Consider the following 17,417-nt stretch of genomic DNA (forward strand, 5'->3'; position numbering starts at 1 on the left):
TTATATAGTTTTATTTTTGATAAAATTTTGCCCTTCCCTGGCCTCGTATTAAAACATGATTAACGATTATTTTAATAAAGCAATGCTTGCCTTTGACAAAAAAGAATACTCCAATGCCGTTGCTTATTTTTTACAATGCAAACCGGATGTAAACCAGGCCTATTCTCTTTATTTGGGAAAAGCTTACTTCTTAAATGATCAAGTCTATGAGGCGATTGCTTGTTTAAACAGCTACCTTGAAAATGCGGATAAGACCCATTCACAGGCCCAAATGGCAGATGCTTGGGATACATTGGGGCAATGCTATGCGGCTCTAAAAAACAATAAACAAGCCATTGTTTGTTTTAAAAATGCACAAATCGCCTCCGCTTTTCATAATATGGCGCTGGTCTACATGAATCTAGCGGCGACAGCCAAGTCGCCTGGCTCATGCTTTCAATCATTATCATCGGCCTTAAATTTTCTTGAAACGGCACTCAAGCAAACAGAAGATAATCCCATGTTTTTTCATAGTTTGGCCAGTTGGTATGAACAGTACATGCAAGCTTTAGAAGATTACTCGCAAGAAAAAGAAGAACCGATTGAGCAAATTCATGGGGCTTACCATAAGGCGATGGAGAATTACCTTAAGGCATTGTCTTTGACTAAAGATCCCGTGTTTAAAAATGTAGTAGCTGGCAATTTTACGGAGTGTATGGCGCAATATGGCCATTTTCTCTATCGAAATAAAAAATACCAGGAAGCGCAAGTTTATTATTTACAAGTGATTAAAGCCGATCCACTGCATACAAGCGCTCTTAACCAAATGGGTATGGCTCTCTTTAAATTGGGTGAATTTGACCAGGCAAGAACGTATTTTAAACAGTTGTTGTGGATTCCTGCTAGTTCATCGCAGGATGTTGCCGATGCCTGGTTAAATATTGCCTGCACGTATCGCCTTGAGAAAAATCTTGATGAGGCAAAAAAGGCCCTTGATGAGGCGCTACGGCTTGCGCCAAAAGACAATGCGATTATCGAAGAACAGGAAAAATTTAAATTGGAGGTGAGTAAAGCGGCTTTACACACGTCTCCTTTTACGAGCTTTGTGGTCCAACCGCAACAACCGCCAGTTGAAGAGCATGCTTCACTGCCTTCGCTAACGGCTAAAATCCTCACGTTAGAATAGCGCGGACTTTGTTGTTATGCCGCGCTAAGCATTCAATATATCGACCACTTTTTGAGACATTAATTGCTCTTCATCGCCACGCACGACATAAATGGGATGGCCGTGAGAGTGGATAGGCCACAAGTGGTTTGCCGTGGTTTGATTCAGTGCCTTGTCAGCATGAAATCCTAACATGCCGAGCCTTTCCAAAACGGCCTGGCGAATAGGATGGGCATTCTCACCAATACCGCCGGTGAAGATAAGCGCATCCAGTGAATCGAGTTGGCTCAGGTAGGCACCGATTGTTTTTTGTATGCTGTAAACATACATGTCGATAGCGAGCTGTGCTTCGTTATCCCCCGACTCCGCGCGCGCTAAAATTCGCCGCATGTCATTATCATGAGCGATGCCTTTAAGCCCACTTTTTTTATTGAGTAAGGTATCAATTTCCTGTGCCGCGAACCCTTGTTCAAGCAGGTAGAAAATAATTGCCGGATCAATATCGCCGCAGCGCGTGCCCATCATTAAGCCCGGCAAGGGCGTCATACCCATGGTCGTATCAAAGGATTGGCCGTTTTTAATCAAACAGGCGCTGGCGCCGTTTCCAAGATGCAGGGTAATGAAATGGCAGGCGCTTAACGGTTTCTGTAAATGCATGGCGGTTTGCCTGGCCACGTATTCATGGTTAATGCCATGAAAGCCATATCGCCGTATGGGGTATTTTCGGGTGATTTCGCTAGCAATGGCATAACGATGAGCATAAGCCGGCATCGTGTGATGAAAGCCGCTATCAAAAATAGCGACATGGGTTGCCTTCGGATAAAATTGCTGGGCCAAAATAATACCCTGGGCATTCACAGGATTATGAATAGGGGCCAGATTGGCAAGGCCTTCTATCGCCTGCAGAACAGATGGGGTAATGATGGTGGGTTCAAATAAATCAATGCCGCCGTGCACGACGCGGTGGCCTACTCCGTCGATGGGATGATCGCCAAGATCCAGCCGTAACTGAAAAGCCAATTCAGAAAATGCCTGGCGGTGATCGGTGAAGCGGTGGGCGCTGGTTTGTTTCCCGTTGAACTGGTGATGCCATTGGCTGCTGCTTTCACCGATGCCTTCAATCAAGCCTGAGAGAATGACGTCATGTTTGTCTTTGTCATAGGTGTATGCCTTGTATTTTATCGAGGAGCTGCCGGCATTAATGGTTAAAATATTCACACAGAGTCTCCTTCAACCTGAATGGCGGTAACCAGAATAGTGTTGATGATGTCCTGAGGCGTACAGCCGCGGCTTAGATCATTGACCGGTTTATTTAACCCCAATAAGACCGGGCCGATGGCTAAGGCTCCGCTCTCGCGCTGTACCGCTTTGTAAGTATTATTGCCGGTATTCAAATCCGGGAAGATAAGGACGTTTGCATCGCCTGCCACGCGGGAATTCGGGAGTTTCTTGCGGGCCACCTCGGGATCAACAGCGGCATCATATTGAATGGGGCCCTCGGCCAGCAACTCAGGCTGTTTTTGCTTGACCAGCGTCATGGCTTTGGCAACTTTTTCCACACTGCCTCCTTTGCCAGAGCTTCCCGATGAATAGGAAAGCAGAGCAACTTTGGGTTCAATGCCTAATTGTCTGGCAATATTGACTGCTTGTAGGGCAATTTCTGCCAGCGTGTCGCTGTCTGGTTCAGGATTGATGGCGCAATCGCCGTAGATGAGCACGCGAGAGGGCATGCACATGATAAAAATAGAGGACACCTTGGTCACATTCGGTTTGGTTTTAATGATTTCCAGCGCTGGCCTGACCGTATCGGCCGTGGTATGTATTGCACCGGAAACCATGCCATCGGCCTGATTGGTGTACACCATCATTGCGGCAAAATAATTAACGTCACTCATTCTTTCCAGGGCAATGGGCAGATTGATGTTTTTATGTTTGCGTAAGGTATAATAAGCATGGGCAAATTTCTCCCGATTAGGACTGTTTTCCACATCAATAATCTGCACATTGGGTAAGGTTAGATCCATGCGTTTGGCCAAGAGGTGAATTTTATCCGGGTTCCCTAGCAGGGTAATTTTAACGACGTTTCGCTTCAGCAAATGATCCGCGGCAATCAGAATGCGGGGTTCGTCGCCTTCCGGCAGCACAATATGCCGTTTAATCTGTTTGGCTCGCCGTATTAATTCGTAAAGAAAAACGGCAGGGGAGAGTCGATTCGGTAATGACTGCTGCTGCAGCAGGTTCATAACGGGTTCGTATAAAAACGGTTTTAGGGCAATGATCGTGTCAGCAACCTTCCCCGGATTGTCCTGGTTCAGGCTGAATTTGGCGGAATAAAGAGTGGTCGCCGTTTCATAGGTTTTACATTGTGTGAGTAACACGGGAAAGGGGCGTTCAAGGCCGGCGATAATTTCACAAAGCACACTGCCTGGCATGTCGCCGCCTGTTAACACAATCCCGGCAATTTTAGGGTAATTGGCTGATTGATCAGCAAGCAGTGAACCCAACAAAATGTCGACCCGATCCGAAGGAGTAATAATAAGCATGCCATTTCGATCGAGCCGTGATTCCAGAAAGTTGCCCACGGTTTTTGCGGCAATGGTCATTTGTTTAACAGGTCTAAGCAGCTCATTCTTGCCGCATATGACATCCGCTTTTAGTTTTTGCGCGATATCCTGGACGGTGGGATTAGCCAATGCGTCAAACTCAGGGATAACGGCGGTTAAAGCTAAATGACCAAATTCTGCCAGCAAGCGTTCCTGGTAATCGCTCTCGTCGGCATGCGATACCCGGTTAATGATAATGCCGACGAGATTGGCGTGCTGCTTTCGAGCAGCTTCGAGCGTGGTGTTTAATAAAGAAAACGTATGCTCAATTGTCCGTTCCCTCGCGGAAACCACGACAATAAGATCGCAGTTTAGCTGGGAGGCTAAGGTCAGATTGAATTGGAACTCAAAGGCATCGTTATCGCTTTCGAAGTCCGTGCCTTCAAAATAACTGATTGTCGTCTTCCCGGTGCCCTGGGTAGCTTCAAAAACCAAAGAAAGCAAATCGTCGGGTTGATTGCGCATCATCAAAATCCCCTGATTAACGTCCATCAGCGGATTCAGTTCGGATTGCGCAAGATCTTTAAGCAGAGGGATTTGGGAGTTATCCGTTTCTGAAAAGAGTTTGTAACACCGTAAGTCAGGACATTGTTCTTTGAGGCTTGCCAGAAGGCCCAAGGAAACAAACGATTTGCCGCACCGTTTCTCGATGCCGGTAAAATAAATTTTTCTCTGCATAATCAAAACCCGGATTGATTTTAATCACTATAGCGGCAATTTAATTTGTACATCAAGTTGCCGTTAAAATAGAAGCCATTTTACGCTACTTTTCGTTCTAAAGACATTCTTTTTGATTTATATATAACCACAGTGTTGTTTGTGGATAAATTAAATCGTTTTTGAGTCATAGTGATAATAATTTGTAAAGAAAAAGACACCAGTGGCAAGAAGATTATCTTTATTGTAAAACGGCATAGACAGTGAAAAATTTGCATGGCATAGTCGACTTGGTTTGACTAAAAAAAGGAAGGCATTAATGTCGATTACGGATAGTAATAAATCAGCATGGAATAATTTACCGGATGGGATTGTTGCATTGTTCTTTATTCAAATCTTTTCGACTTTAAGCTTTAGCGTGCTCTATTCAACGCTGGTACTGTACATTACCGGCAAGCTTGGTTTGTCAGCCAGACTGGCCAATAGTATTACCGGCGTATTTGTAGCCTTCAACTATGCTTTACATCTCCTGGGCGGGTATTGGGGCGGGCGTTTCTTTTCCTATCGTTCGCTGTTCAGCCTGGGGATGGTTGCACAAATCATCGGCTGCGTTTTGCTGGCCACAGTCAATCAGGATTTCCTTTATGTTGGTCTGGCTGCTTTTTTAACCGGCTGCGGACTTAACGTCACCTGCATTAATTGCATGTTGACGCAGCGCTTTAAACCCGCCGATACCCGCCGTGAATCCGCTTTTTTATTTAACTACGCGGGGATGAACATCGGGTTTTTTATTGGCTTTAGCTTAAGTGGGTATTTTCAGCTCTCTCATAATTACCAGCGGTTGTTTTTATTAAGCTGCCTTGGCAATTTGCTGGCTCTGCTCATTTGTCTTTATTATTGGCATACGCTCTCTGACAACAATTCACCCTATAGCCGGCTTGATAAACCCGCGAAACGTCGAGCCTCCCTGATGGGGATTATTATGGTGCTGGTGCTGCCCTTGTTGCTCAGTCAACTTCTGCATTATGCGGAGTTTGCCAATAAGCTGGTCCTTTTGACCGGTATCGCCATGTTGATTCTTGCCTGTATCCTCGGCCGCCAGCAAAGCACGCCGAAAGCACGGGAAAAGATCTATGCGTTTGCCTTGTTAATGGTTGTTGGGACGGTCTTCTGGATGCTGTTTCAGATAGGCCCCATGGGGCTGACGCACTTCATCGACCATAATGTGCAGCGCCATTGGCTGCTCATGACCATCCCGCCGCAGTGGTTTCAAAACATCAACACGGTTTGCATTGTGGCAGGCGGTCCATTGATGAGTTTAGCCTTTAATCGGCTGCGTGCCCGCGGCGTCAATGTGAATATCCCGACTCAATTTGCGCTGGCTCTCTTATTGATTGGATTGGCGTTTGTGTTGCTGCCGGTTGGCATCGCCAGAGCTGCTCAGAATGGTTTGGTATCGCCGGGGTGGGTGGTTTTAAGTTTTGTATTGCAAAGTATCGGTGAATTGTTAATATCGCCTATCGGCTATGCCATGATTGGTGCCTTGGCGCCCAGCTCCCTGCAGGGCGGGATGATGGGTATGTGGATGCTAACCTCCGGTGTGGGAGCCACATTGTCCAGCTATAGCTCGAACTGGATGACAGCAGGCATGGACAGCACAGACCCCCTGATAACCAATGCGGGGTATAGCCATGTATTCCTCTGCCTCGGCCTCTTTGCTATCGCGGCGGGCTTGATCCTGTTCATCCTGGTTCCTGTCCTTAAGCGCTGGATGAGTGAAGAACAGCCCAGGACATTGGAAAAAGGCAATTACGCAACAATTTAACCGAGGGTGGTTTGAGTAGTCCCTTTACTGTAATTCGGACGGCAGATCTTGAGTGGCGAGACGGTCTGCCTTATTCCCCGGCTTTTGATGATGTTTACTTTTCGCGTGAAGACGGCTGTGCGGAAAAGCAATACGTTTTTATCGAAGGCAATCGCCTGAAAGAGCGCTTTATGAAGCTCTATGAGCGGGAACAATCGGTCTTTACCATTGCAGAGACCGGTTTCGGCACGGGGCTTAATTTTCTGTTAACCTGGCAATTCTGGCGAACTCATGCCCCTGAAAGTGCCCGGTTATTTTATTTCAGCTGCGAAAAATTTCCGTTAACAAAAAACGACCTGGCCTCTTGTCTTCAATTATGGCCGTCACTGCAAATTTGCTCGCAGCAACTTCTTGAACAATACCCGGTGCTCACGCCGGGTTTTCACCGCTTGACGTTTGAACAGGGGCGCGTTCATCTAATCCTGATGTTGGGCGAGGCACAACAAAGTTTTGATGAGTTGCTCCTGTCCGGCGATAAACAACTGGATAGGGCGCTTGGCCATACCGCTGTGGATGCCTGGTATCTGGATGGTTTTGCACCGGGAAAAAACGAACACATGTGGACTCATGCCCTGTTTCAAACCATGGCGCTTTTATCCCATAAAGGTACAACAGCCGCTACCTATTCCGCAGCTGCTTCTGTTAAAAACGGACTTAAGGCGTCGGGATTTACCTTTGATAAAAGGGCAGGCTATGGTAAAAAGCGCCATATGCTGACGGCTGAACTGGTTGAAGCTACTCAGTCGAAACGAAAACGGCAAACGCCCTGGTTTCATACCCAGGCGTTCTCGAGTAAAAACAAGCGAGCCATTATTGTCGGTGCGGGGTTGGCGGGGTGTTTCTGCGCCCATGCCTTGAGCCGACGTGGTTGGTCAGTACGATTGCTGGATGAGGGGCCTCAGCCGGCAGCCGGTGCATCGGGCAATGAGCGAGCGGTGTTTTATCCCAAACTGTCGGCTTATCGCTCACCTTTGACCGAATTCATGCTCGCCGCCTTTCTTTATGCGCATGCCTTTTATAAACCGCTTGCAGGGATTGAGGTTGAAGGAGACATGCAGGGTATTTTGCAATTGGCCTGCAATGATAAAGAATTAAAAACCCAACAGAGTATGCGCGAATGGCTGCATGCCTATCCGCAACTGGCAGTAGCGATGACAGCGGTTGAAGCCTCTGAGCGGGCGGGATTGACTGTCATGCATCCCGGTTTATTCATTCCGCTCTCCGGATGGCTTAACAGCCGTGAATTATGCCATTACCTGTTACGGCAATCGCCTCAGGTGCAATGGTTTGGCGAAACGGCAGTGACTGACCTGCATGCTCAAGGCGGCCTTTGGCATGTCAATGGTCAGGAAGCTGACGTCGTCATTATTACAAGCGGCTTCCGTGCCAATCAATTCCCCCAGACCTTAGGTTTACCCATCAAACCCATTGGCGGGCAAATCAGTTTCGTTAAGGCCGGCGCGGAAAGCGGCAGGCTCACCTTGCCTTTGTGCGGTGACGGCCACGTTCTTCCCGCTAAAAATAACCGGCATGCCATGGGTGCGACCTATCATTTAAACCAGCAAAGTGCACGCTGTCATCCTGAAGATGATGGGGTAAATCTGCTAAAAATCAGCCCTATGGCCTTAGAATTTCAATTCCATCCCGGCGATGTTGCACAAAGCTGGGCGGGCGTCAGGGGCGCAACACCGGATTATTTGCCACTGGTGGGTGCCGTCCCGATTGAAAATCAATTCCTGGCGTGTTACGCGGCTCTGGATAGCCATGCCGAGCGTTGGATCGATGCGCCGCCGCCGGTGTATCCGGGACTGTATGTGTGCGCCGGTTTTGGATCGCGTGGACTAACGACCATTCCCATCAGTGCCGAATGGCTTGCTGGTCAAATCAATGGTGAGCCGGGTTTTTTTTCAAGAAGCATGGTGAAGGCCATTTCACCGTCCCGTTTTTTATTAAGGCAAATTGTCCGTTCCCGTCTAGCCAAGTCGGAAGAATAATTGATAATACGTCTAATAAATTCTTGCAATGAGCCTGTCAGGTGGCTACTCTTGCCATCCTTGTTTTAATTCAGAGGTCTGCTATGCACAGTATGGAAATTTTCCAGATCGATGCGTTTACTGATAAGGTTTTCCATGGCAATCCCGCGGCGGTATGCCTGCTGAGTGAATGGTTAAATGACGAACTGATGCAGGCCATAGCAGTTGAGAATAATTTATCAGAAACCGCTTTTGTCATTCGTGATCACGAGGGTTTTCGTATCCGCTGGTTTACGCCCAGGGGTGAGATCAGCCTGTGCGGACATGCAACGCTGGCAGCCGGTTTTGCCCTGTTTGAGCTGGAATATGGCGATGGGGAGCAGATTGATTTTAAAAGCTTAAGCGGTTTGCTGAGTGTACGTAAACGCGGCAATCGCTACGTTCTGGATTTCCCGAAGCTCAATTATAAGGCATTTGACAAACCGGCTGCGCTGCTTGCGTTGGTCGATGAGCCATTGCTTGAGGTTTATGAAAGTGATCTTGATTACCTGGCAATCCTGGCTAATGAGGAGCAGGTCCTTAAGGCGACTGTGAATCTGACAGAACTGACCAAACTGCCAAAAAGGGGATTGATCCTCACCGCCCCCGGTAATGAGGTTGATTTTTATTCCCGCTGTTTTTATCCAAAACACAATATTCCTGAGGATCCGGTCACGGGTTCCGCCCATTGCGTATTGACCCCCTTTTGGTCAGAACGATTGCAAAAACAAAACCTGCAAGCGGTTCAGGGATCATTCCGTAAAGGGGAGTTGCTCTGCGAAATGCAGCATGAGCGGGTTTATATTTCTGGACACTGCCGTTGGTATTCCAAAGGTCAATTGCTTATTTAGCCTTCGATTGCTGCAATCGAAGCTGCTTCAAGGGTACTGCCTTAAATTCTGGAAAATTTATCTTCTCTGTTGGCAAGTTAGTAAAATCTGGACTATTCTGAGATCACTTAAGTTATCCTTAAGTAATCTTAAATCAAACTTTAACAAGGACAGTAACAATGAACGCTTGGAATAGTGTAATTTTTATGAAATCAAACAAACCCTGGTCAGATTTAAGCTCCATGATGAAATGGGATGGCGTGGAAAAAATGTGGTCTACCACAGGCGATTGGGACTGGTGCATCAAACTCGATAAGAATTCCTCAACACCTGAAAAAACAGAAGCATTCGTCAATCGCATGCGTGAAGGCAACTGGGCGACTGACACCAAAACTCATTGGTGGAAAGAACTCTCTGCCAAATAATCATCAGGCCCGGAATATCCCGGGCCTGCTCATCCCCCCGTCAGTCCCTGACAAGAAATCAAAACGATTTTTCAATAACTTGGTTGTTGCCATCCATCTCCCATCATGTTAAAAAAGCGGATTGGATGTTTAGGGAGAACAACGTGTCGTCATGTCCTTCAGGGAAACAGTTTCGTCAACTGGTGAGTGATCACGCGCCTTTGCAGGTGATGGGAACTATCAATGCCTATAGCGCCATGCTGGCGAAACAGGCCGGATGTCAAGCTATCTATCTCTCCGGTGCCGGCGTTGCCAATGCTTCCTATGGCCTGCCTGATTTGGGAATGACCAACTTAAGCGACGTGCTCGAGGATGCTCGCCGTATAACCAATGCCTGTGATTTGCCCATGCTGGTTGATGTAGATACCGGTTGGGGGCATGCCTTTAACATCGCCAGAACCGTAAAATTGATGGAAAAAACGGGCGTTGCAGCTATTCATATTGAAGATCAGGTTCTTGCCAAACGTTGCGGCCATCGTCCCAACAAAGCCATTGTCTCATTGCAGGAAATGGGTGATCGCATTAAAGCTGCAGTCGATGCGCGTACCAGTGAAGATTTTGTCATCATGGCCCGAACGGATGCCTATGCTGTTGAAGGGATGGCGGCCGCTGTCGACAGAGCCCTGCGCTGTGTGGAACTTGGTGCGGATATGATTTTTCCTGAGGCCATGACCCGATTGGAGGAGTACCGTGAGTTTGCTGATCGGGTGAAGGTGCCTGTGCTGGCCAATATCACAGAATTTGGCAAAACACCGTTGTTTTCACGCCAGGAACTGGCTGATGCAGGGGTAGGTTTAATTCTTTATCCTTTAAGCGCGTTTCGTGCCATGTCTTATGCGGCCTTAAAAGTCTACACCACCGTCGTACAGGCAGGGACCCAGCGCGATTTGCTCGATACCATGCAAACGCGAAGTGACCTGTATGATGTGTTAGGGTATCACGCTTACGAAAAAAAACTGGATGAATTAATGGAGGGAGAGGATGGTCAATAGTACAGCCGGTCTGGAAGGGGTGATTGCTGGTCAATCAGCTATTGCGACTGTGGGACATGAGGGGGCAGGATTAAATTACCGCGGCTATTCTATTGATGATTTGGCAGCTGAGGCCACATTTGAGGAAGTGGCTTACCTGCTCCATTACGGCCATTTGCCAACGCGCCATGAACTGGTCAGTTACACCAAAAAGCTAAATGGTTTACGGGAGATACCTGCTACCTTAAAAACAGTATTGAAGCTGATACCGAAAGAAACCCATCCTATGGATGTGTTGAGAACGGCCTGCTCCATGCTTGGTACATTAGAGCCTGAGCATGATTTCAAACAGCAATATGATATAGCCGACCGTTTACTGGCCTTGTTTCCGGGAATCATGTGTTACTGGTACGCCTATCATTTCAAAGGTCGCGAAATCTCCGAATACAGTGATGAAGAAACCATAGGCGGCCACTTTATGGCGCTTCTTCATGGGCGTGAACCATCGGCGCTCGAACGCGGCATGATGAATGTGTCTTTAATTCTGTATGCAGAGCATGAGTTCAATGCCTCAACGTTTGCTGCAAGGGTGACGGCAGCCACTTTATCTGACTTTTACTCGGCCATTACCACGGCCATTGGGACCTTAAGAGGACCCTTGCATGGTGGCGCCAATGAAGCGGCGATGGAGCTTCTCAGCCAGTTTAGCGATCCCGATGAGGCTGAGGAACAATTAATGACCATGCTCGCGCAAAAGGCTAAAATCATGGGTTTTGGCCACCGTGTCTATAAAGACTGCGACCCGCGCTCCGATATCATCAAGTCCTGGTCAAAAAAACTCGCTCAGGCAAAACATGACACGCAATTGTTCGAGGTGTCTGAACGCGTCGAGGCTGTTATGCGGCGGGAGAAGAAATTATTTCCCAACCTCGACTTCTACAGTGCGTCAGCTTATCACTACGTGGATATCCCGACCCCATTGTTTACTCCCATTTTTGTGATGTCGCGCATTACCGGCTGGTCTGCGCATGTTTTCGAACAGCGTGCGGACAACCGTTTAATCCGGCCCACATCCGAATACACCGGGCCTGAACCAAGAGCCTATGTAGCCATTGAAGCAAGAGGATAATATGCATTCGTATGTTGAAGATAATGTAAAACCCGATTATGACAAGGTTATCAGCGACATTGCTGATTACGTGTTAGGCCATGAAATAAAGAGCCCCAAAGCTTATGAAACTGCTCGCCTGTGCCTTATGGACACGCTTGGTTGCGGCATGTTGGCCTTAAATTTTCCAGAGTGCACCAAACTGCTAGGCCCCGTAGTACCGGGGGCAACCTTGCCTGGAGGCGCACGTGTACCCGGTACCGGGTATGAGCTCGATCCTGTTCAGGCGGCTTTTAATATAGGTACGATGGTCCGTTGGCTGGATTTTAACGATACCTGGCTTGCGGCGGAGTGGGGGCATCCTTCGGATAATCTCGGTGCTATTTTGGCGGTAGCGGATTACATCAGTCGTCAGAATATAAAAAACAATCAGGCACCGCTGTCCATGCACTCCGTTCTGACTGCCATGATAAAGGCTCATGAAATACAAGGTTGTCTGGCCCTGGAAAACAGTTTTAACCGGGTAGGGCTTGACCATGTCATTCTGGTTAAAGTTGCCAGCAGTGCGGTGGCTGCCTTATTACTGGGGGCTGACCGGGATCAATTGATGCGGACGCTGTCGCAGGTATTTGTCGATGGCCAAAGCTTAAGAACGTATCGTCATGCGCCCAATGCCGGTTCTCGTAAATCCTGGGCTGCGGGTGATGCAACAGCCCGGGCTGTGCGCCTTGCTCTGATTGCTGCAAGCGGTGAAATGGGCTATCCCAGCGCGCTCTCTGCACCCAAATGGGGCTTTTATGAAGTATTGTTTGGTGGGAAGCCATTTAAATTCCAACGGCCCTATGGTTCTTATGTGATGGAAAATGTGTTGTTCAAATTATCCTACCCTGCAGAATTTCATGCCCAAACAGCGGTGGAGTGTGCAGTGCAACTGCATGATAAAATTAAAAACCGGCTATCGGAAATCAGCCGCATTGAGTTGGTGACGCATGAGTCGGCCATCCGCATCATCAGCAAACAGGGTGTGTTGCATAATCCCGCCGATCGTGATCATTGCCTGCAGTATATGGTGGCAGTGGCCTTATTGCATGGTGATCTCAAGGCTGAGCATTACGAGGATGATGTTGCGTCCGACCCGCGTATTGATGAATTGCGTGCAAAAATGCAAGTTACTGAAAATCAGCGTTTTTCTCAAGATTACCATGATCCGGAAAAACGTTCGATTGCCAATAGTATCCGTATACATTTCAAAGATGGCAGCCAAACGGATTTGATAACGGTTGAGTATCCTATCGGCCATCAGCGCCGTCGTGAAGAAGGGATCCCTGTTTTAATGGATAAGTTCATCCGTCATATCAAAACCCGTTTCTCTGACGAACGATGTGATAATATTCTGAAGGCTATGAATGATACCAACACCCTTGGCGCTATGCCGGTGACTGAATTCATGACGCTGTGGCAGGGGTAACCATTCTGCTGGGTGACGAGTCTCAAGGATCGAAACCCAGCATCCTCCTTCTGGGTGACGCCCTTTCCCGCTGAATCAATCGGTCTGTCTGAACGTACTTAATGCAGGTGGATTTAAAATTTTCGTTTAATTCCGGCGATAGCCAAGACCTTGGTCGCTATTTCCTCAATGGAAAATCGTGTGGAATTGAGGTAGGGGATGTGTTCACGCCGGTACATGGCTTCGACTTCGGCTACTTCAAGACGGCATTGTTCGGCCGAAGCGTATTTGCTGTTCGGGCGTCTTTCGGTACGAATATGTTGCAAACGCTCGGCATCAATGGTTAGACCGAATAATTTGCTCTTGTAAGGACGCAGGCTGTCGGGCAGACGAAAACTGGATAAGTCTTCTTCGGTAAATGGATAGTTTGCCGCCAAAACGCCAAAATGCAGGGCCATGTATAGGCAGCTTGGTGTTTTACCGCAGCGGGAAACACCAATGAGAATAATATCCGCTTTGTCATAGCCGCGGATTTTTACCCCATCATCATGAGCCAGCGCAAAGTCAATAGCTTCAATACGGTGTGTATAGGTCTGGGTATTAGCGACCCCGTGAGCTCGGCCGACAGTATAGGATGATTTGGAATGGAGTTCTTTTTCCAACGGACCCAGGAAGGTATTGAACAAATCATAGACACAAGCATGGGCTTGCCGGATGGTTTTTGCTATCTCACTGTTGATGAGGGTCATGAACACCAGCGGTTTTGCTCCGGTTTCTTCAAACCGTTGATTAATTTCCAATACGACTGATTCGGCTTTTTCTACCGTATCGACATAGGGAATCGTGCGTTTTTCAAAGGGAATATTGCTAAACTGGGTCATTAGGCTATTGCCCAGGTTTTCCGCGGTAATGCCGGTTCCGTCAGAGATCATAAACACATGTCGCATGAAAAATCCTTGGTTTAATAATGGCTTTTGCCTGTTGTTGGTTCCTGCGGTTGCTGTATATTTGCTTTGCCTAATTCCGCATACCTTCTTATAATCATTATGTTACAGGAAAAATAAATAAATTGTGCAGAGTCATTGCAACTCCAGATTCTACTCAAACTGAATGGATTATGCATTATGGAACATGATCGTTTTGAACAAAATAAAGTCCTATTTATCATTGGCATGGTTGCCCTGGTCACTGGCTTAAGCTTTTTACTGTTTTCGTTTTATATTTTACCCGCAGCGCTCTGGAACTGGAATTATGATGTACCGGAATTTGTGTTTATCTGGCGGGAGAATCTGAAAGAATCCTATTCCATGAGTGAAATTGGGGCGGGTGGTCTTGTTTTCCTTATCGTCCTGTTGCCAGCGATCGTTGCCGGGATCGTTTCCTATTTCATTTCCAATACGATAGACAATCGGATTCATGGCATTGTCAACGAAGAAGTAGAAGAAGAGTCCATGGTTAACCTGCGTCAGGATGTCAAAGAAACATTCAGTTTCGGTGCCAAACTGATTATCCTAATCATATTGGCAGTGGTTGTGCTTTGGTTTTTTGAATGGCTGATGGCTGTGCCAACTGTTGATTAAGGGGGACGAGATGATTCTTTTTAAAGGCCATAAAGTGAAATCATTGACTAAGAAAATCAAGTCAATGCAGCAAAATCGTGTTCATAATCAACCCACAGACGGTATGGTGGCGAAGGAAATAGCCCTGTATCATCAATTGGCTTCGGTCTATAAGCTGCTAAAAGGCCATAAAAAATTCCCCTTTGCAGAAGAAATGGTCTGGGAAACACTACGAGCCTCCACCAATCTGGATGACAGTGCGGCCCAATACGAGTTGGGAAGCCATCTGCTTGAAGAAGCCAAATTCCGGGATGAATTGCAAAAAGCCGGAGTTTTCGCGAGCCCCAGCAATGAGCGGCAAATGCGGCAGCTTTATGACGAGGCCTTGGCTTATTTGCAAGCGGCAGAAAAATTGGGGCATGTCCAGGCTAAACGGCTGCATGGCTTATGCCACATCAATGGCTGGGGTGTGACAGTGGATCGGGACAAAGGGTTTGAGTTGGTTGTTGCCAGCATTGAACAGGAAAACAGTTGGGATAAAGTGCCGCAGATTTTTGCGGCCATTGGCCTTAACAAACCGGAATTTTTTTCCGCCTTAATGAAACGTCGAAGTGGTGGCGGTACATCGCTTAATTCTTAAAGGCAGAGGGCCAATGCCCTCTATAACCATAGTTTCAAGTACCAGTTTATGATCTCTTGGCCATAAAAAAGTGAGATAAGTCCGGCTATGCATAAAAAGGGACCGAATGCGATAGGTGTCTCAGTGCCTTTTTGCTGCAGGCGCAGGTAAATCGAGCCAATCACTGCCCCGGAAATAGAGGCCAATAGTAAAATAAGAGGCAGTTGTGTCCAGCCAAGCCAGGCGCCAAAAGCGGCAAACAGTTTAAAGTCGCCATTGCCCATGCCGATTTTACCTGTCACCAAATAAAATAATTGGATAAAAAGCCAGAGAACCAGGTAGGCGCCAGCTGCACTTAAGACGGCAACAGGTAAGGGAGTAAAAAGATTGGCTGTATTGGCAATCAGGCCAAGCCAGAGAAGCCCGAGTGTCAGGCTGTCCGGAAGCAGTTGGTGGTCCAAATCAATGAAAAACATGGGAATCAGCAACCAGATAAATAACAGCACAAAGGGCAAATGCAGGGTCAAGCCAAAATGCCACATGGCGGCTAGCGACAGCAGTAAGGTCAATAACTCAACCAGAGGATAGCGTTTGGAAATCGGATGCCCGCAGTAGGCGCATCGTCCGCGCAACCATAAATAACTGAAGAGCGGAATATTATGTCGGGCCTTGACGGTGTTTTGGCAGGACGGGCAGAAAGAACGGGGTAAAAACAGGTTAATGGATGGCTTGGTTTCCGGGCTGGATTGGTTAGTCAACTCCTGATAATCCCGGAGGAATTCATCACGAAGCATAATTGGCAAGCGGTAAATGACGACATTAAGCAGGCTGCCTACCAATAACGAGAGAATACCAATAAAAATATAAAGGTATGTTGTCAGAAGATGATTCAATTCCATGAAATTCCTGTTTTTCCTAGACTGCCGAACCCAATTTGAAAATGGGTAAATACATGGCTACCACCAGGCCGCCAACCAAAACCCCCAAAATAGACATGATAATGGGTTCAAGCAAGCTGCTCAAGGCATCCACGGCATTATCGACCTCTTCCTCATAGAAATCCGCCACCTTGCCAAGCATCTGTTCCAGGGCCCCGGATTCCTCGCCGATGGCAACCATCTGAATCACCATATTGGGGAAGAGGTGAGTATTGTCCATCGCCACCTGCATTTGCTGACCGGTAGAAACTTCCTCTCTGATTTTTTCAGTAGCCTTGGCATAAAGGATATTACCGGTTGCTCCGGATACTGACTTTAAGGCTTCGACCAGGGGTAATCCGGCGGCAAACGTTATGGATAGGGTGCGGGTAAAGCGGGCAATGGCGGCTTTTTCAAGGATGGGGCCTACCACCGGGAATTTTAACATGGCGCGGTCAATGGAGTGAGCAAATTGCGGTGAGTGATTTTTGAAATAAATAAATGCATAAATAGCACCGCCGATGGCGCCGAACATGATGTACCAGTACGATTGGAAAAATTCAGACATATCGACAACCATGCGGGTCATGGCGGGTAAATCAGCGCCAAATCCTTCGAAGAGTGATTCGAACTGGGGCACCACAAAAATCATCAGGGCCGTAGTGACTAAAAAAGCGACAACAAGAACGGCCATAGGGTAGGTTAACGCCTTTTTAATTTTCTTTTTAATGGTTTCAATTTTTTCCTTATAGGTCGCGACCTTATCCAGCATGATTTCCAATGAACCTGATTTTTCACCGGCATCCACCAGGTTACAAAATAACTCATTAAAATAGGCCGGGTGTTTCTGCAACGATTCAGCCAGGGTCAAGCCGGTTTCCACGTCCCGTTTAATCGTATCGATGAGATCACGCATTTTTTGGTTGCTTTGGCCTTTAGCGACGATATCAAACGATTGAATTAAGGGAATCCCCGCTTCAATCATGGTCGCTAGCTGGCGGCTGAAAACGGTAATATCGCCCTGGGTAATTTTTTTATTTTTTTTATCAAAAAAGGGTTTGCGCTTTTTGACGACTTTTTTAGTGATGATGCCTTGTTTGCGAAGGTCGGCTTTGGCAATGGCAAGGCTTCGGGCATCAATAACGCCGTTGACTTTCTCGCCGGCTTTATTCACCCCTTCCCATTGGTAGGTAATGATGTCATTTTTCGCTTTTTCCATAGC

Annotated in this window: 15 protein-coding genes; 10 read left to right on the plus strand and 5 right to left on the minus strand. The window is 47.3% G+C overall.

Going from position 1 to position 17,417, the window contains the following annotated elements:
* The first annotated feature begins 55 nt into the window (after positions 1-55).
* Positions 56-1,165, plus strand: coding sequence for a tetratricopeptide repeat protein (locus tag Lery_RS05500; protein WP_058526256.1), 1,110 nt, complete (start codon positions 56-58; stop codon positions 1,163-1,165).
* A gap of 24 nt (positions 1,166-1,189) precedes the next feature.
* Here Lery_RS05500 and Lery_RS05505 read toward each other — a convergent pair whose 3' ends face one another.
* A complete protein-coding gene (locus Lery_RS05505; protein ID WP_058526257.1) occupies positions 1,190-2,362 on the minus strand; it encodes an acetate/propionate family kinase in 1,173 nt (390 codons plus the stop codon).
* Positions 2,359-4,425 carry a phosphate acetyltransferase gene (pta, locus tag Lery_RS05510; protein ID WP_058526258.1) on the minus strand — a complete coding sequence of 689 codons (2,067 nt, stop codon included), beginning with the start codon at positions 4,423-4,425 and terminating at the stop codon, positions 2,359-2,361. Before pta ends, Lery_RS05505 begins: the two co-directional genes overlap by 4 nt.
* Positions 4,426-4,723: 298 nt before the next feature.
* On the opposite strand from pta, the gene Lery_RS05515 reads away from it, so the two are divergent.
* From Lery_RS05515 to Lery_RS05545, 7 genes are all read left to right on the plus strand, one after another.
* Complete coding sequence (locus Lery_RS05515) at positions 4,724-6,229, plus strand: peptide MFS transporter (protein ID WP_058526259.1); 1,506 nt, start codon at positions 4,724-4,726, stop codon at positions 6,227-6,229.
* An 11-nt stretch (positions 6,230-6,240) separates the two neighbouring features.
* Positions 6,241-8,262 carry a bifunctional tRNA (5-methylaminomethyl-2-thiouridine)(34)-methyltransferase MnmC2/FAD-dependent 5-carboxymethylaminomethyl-2-thiouridine(34) oxidoreductase MnmC1 gene (gene mnmC / locus Lery_RS05520; protein WP_058526260.1) on the plus strand — a complete coding sequence of 674 codons (2,022 nt, stop codon included), beginning with the start codon at positions 6,241-6,243 and terminating at the stop codon, positions 8,260-8,262.
* 83 nt (positions 8,263-8,345) lie between these two features.
* Entirely contained in the window at positions 8,346-9,131 is a 786-nt protein-coding gene (locus tag Lery_RS05525; protein ID WP_058526496.1) for a PhzF family phenazine biosynthesis protein, read from the plus strand.
* Positions 9,132-9,289: 158 nt separating this feature from the next.
* Positions 9,290-9,535, plus strand: a complete 246-nt coding sequence (locus Lery_RS05530; protein WP_058526261.1) for a hypothetical protein — start codon at positions 9,290-9,292, stop codon at positions 9,533-9,535.
* Positions 9,536-9,678: 143 nt separating this feature from the next.
* A complete protein-coding gene (prpB, locus tag Lery_RS05535) occupies positions 9,679-10,566 on the plus strand; it encodes a methylisocitrate lyase (protein WP_202814028.1) in 888 nt (295 codons plus the stop codon).
* Entirely contained in the window at positions 10,556-11,674 is a 1,119-nt protein-coding gene (gene prpC / locus Lery_RS05540) for a bifunctional 2-methylcitrate synthase/citrate synthase (RefSeq protein ID WP_058526263.1), read from the plus strand. Before prpB ends, prpC begins: the two co-directional genes overlap by 11 nt.
* 1 nt (position 11,675) lies before the next feature.
* Positions 11,676-13,121 carry a bifunctional 2-methylcitrate dehydratase/aconitate hydratase gene (locus Lery_RS05545; protein WP_058526264.1) on the plus strand — a complete coding sequence of 482 codons (1,446 nt, stop codon included), beginning with the start codon at positions 11,676-11,678 and terminating at the stop codon, positions 13,119-13,121.
* Between the two features lie 113 nt (positions 13,122-13,234).
* Here the strand turns inward: Lery_RS05545 and ppsR are convergent, their stop codons facing one another.
* On the minus strand, positions 13,235-14,047 hold the full coding sequence (gene ppsR / locus Lery_RS05550; protein ID WP_058526265.1) for a posphoenolpyruvate synthetase regulatory kinase/phosphorylase PpsR: 813 nt from the start codon (positions 14,045-14,047) through the stop codon (positions 13,235-13,237).
* Between the two features lie 177 nt (positions 14,048-14,224).
* Between ppsR and Lery_RS05555 the strand changes: the two genes are divergently transcribed.
* Together Lery_RS05555 and Lery_RS05560 are read left to right on the plus strand one after the other, a co-directional pair.
* The gene (locus tag Lery_RS05555) at positions 14,225-14,680 is read left to right on the plus strand and encodes a hypothetical protein (RefSeq protein ID WP_058526266.1); all 456 of its coding nucleotides are present in this window, start codon (positions 14,225-14,227) and stop codon (positions 14,678-14,680) included.
* Positions 14,681-14,690: 10 nt separating this feature from the next.
* The gene (locus tag Lery_RS05560; RefSeq protein ID WP_058526267.1) at positions 14,691-15,299 is read left to right on the plus strand and encodes an SEL1-like repeat protein; all 609 of its coding nucleotides are present in this window, start codon (positions 14,691-14,693) and stop codon (positions 15,297-15,299) included.
* Positions 15,300-15,319: 20 nt separating this feature from the next.
* Here the strand turns inward: Lery_RS05560 and Lery_RS05565 are convergent, their stop codons facing one another.
* Together Lery_RS05565 and Lery_RS05570 are read right to left on the minus strand one after the other, a co-directional pair.
* On the minus strand, positions 15,320-16,177 hold the full coding sequence (locus tag Lery_RS05565) for a prepilin peptidase (RefSeq protein WP_058526268.1): 858 nt from the start codon (positions 16,175-16,177) through the stop codon (positions 15,320-15,322).
* A gap of 16 nt (positions 16,178-16,193) precedes the next feature.
* Positions 16,194-17,414 carry a type II secretion system F family protein gene (locus Lery_RS05570; protein WP_058526269.1) on the minus strand — a complete coding sequence of 407 codons (1,221 nt, stop codon included), beginning with the start codon at positions 17,412-17,414 and terminating at the stop codon, positions 16,194-16,196.
* Positions 17,415-17,417: the final 3 nt, after the last annotated feature.

This window comes from Legionella erythra (assembly GCF_001467615.1).
GTDB classification, from domain to species: domain Bacteria; phylum Pseudomonadota; class Gammaproteobacteria; order Legionellales; family Legionellaceae; genus Legionella_C; species Legionella_C erythra.

Excerpts from the sequence above, each read along its gene's own strand:
- Lery_RS05500 (WP_058526256.1), top strand. The coding sequence starts at position 56 with ATGATTAACGATTATTTTAATAAAGCAATGCTTGCCTTTGACAAAAAA.
- pta (WP_058526258.1), bottom strand. The coding sequence starts at position 4,425 with ATGCAGAGAAAAATTTATTTTACCGGCATCGAGAAACGGTGCGGCAAA.
- Lery_RS05515 (WP_058526259.1), top strand. The coding sequence starts at position 4,724 with ATGTCGATTACGGATAGTAATAAATCAGCATGGAATAATTTACCGGAT.
- Lery_RS05525 (WP_058526496.1), top strand. The coding sequence starts at position 8,346 with ATGCACAGTATGGAAATTTTCCAGATCGATGCGTTTACTGATAAGGTT.
- Lery_RS05530 (WP_058526261.1), top strand. The coding sequence starts at position 9,290 with ATGAACGCTTGGAATAGTGTAATTTTTATGAAATCAAACAAACCCTGG.
- prpC (WP_058526263.1), top strand. The coding sequence starts at position 10,556 with ATGGTCAATAGTACAGCCGGTCTGGAAGGGGTGATTGCTGGTCAATCA.
- Lery_RS05545 (WP_058526264.1), top strand. The coding sequence starts at position 11,676 with ATGCATTCGTATGTTGAAGATAATGTAAAACCCGATTATGACAAGGTT.
- ppsR (WP_058526265.1), bottom strand. The coding sequence starts at position 14,047 with ATGCGACATGTGTTTATGATCTCTGACGGAACCGGCATTACCGCGGAA.
- Lery_RS05555 (WP_058526266.1), top strand. The coding sequence starts at position 14,225 with ATGGAACATGATCGTTTTGAACAAAATAAAGTCCTATTTATCATTGGC.
- Lery_RS05560 (WP_058526267.1), top strand. The coding sequence starts at position 14,691 with ATGATTCTTTTTAAAGGCCATAAAGTGAAATCATTGACTAAGAAAATC.
- Lery_RS05565 (WP_058526268.1), bottom strand. The coding sequence starts at position 16,177 with ATGGAATTGAATCATCTTCTGACAACATACCTTTATATTTTTATTGGT.
- Lery_RS05570 (WP_058526269.1), bottom strand. The coding sequence starts at position 17,414 with ATGGAAAAAGCGAAAAATGACATCATTACCTACCAATGGGAAGGGGTG.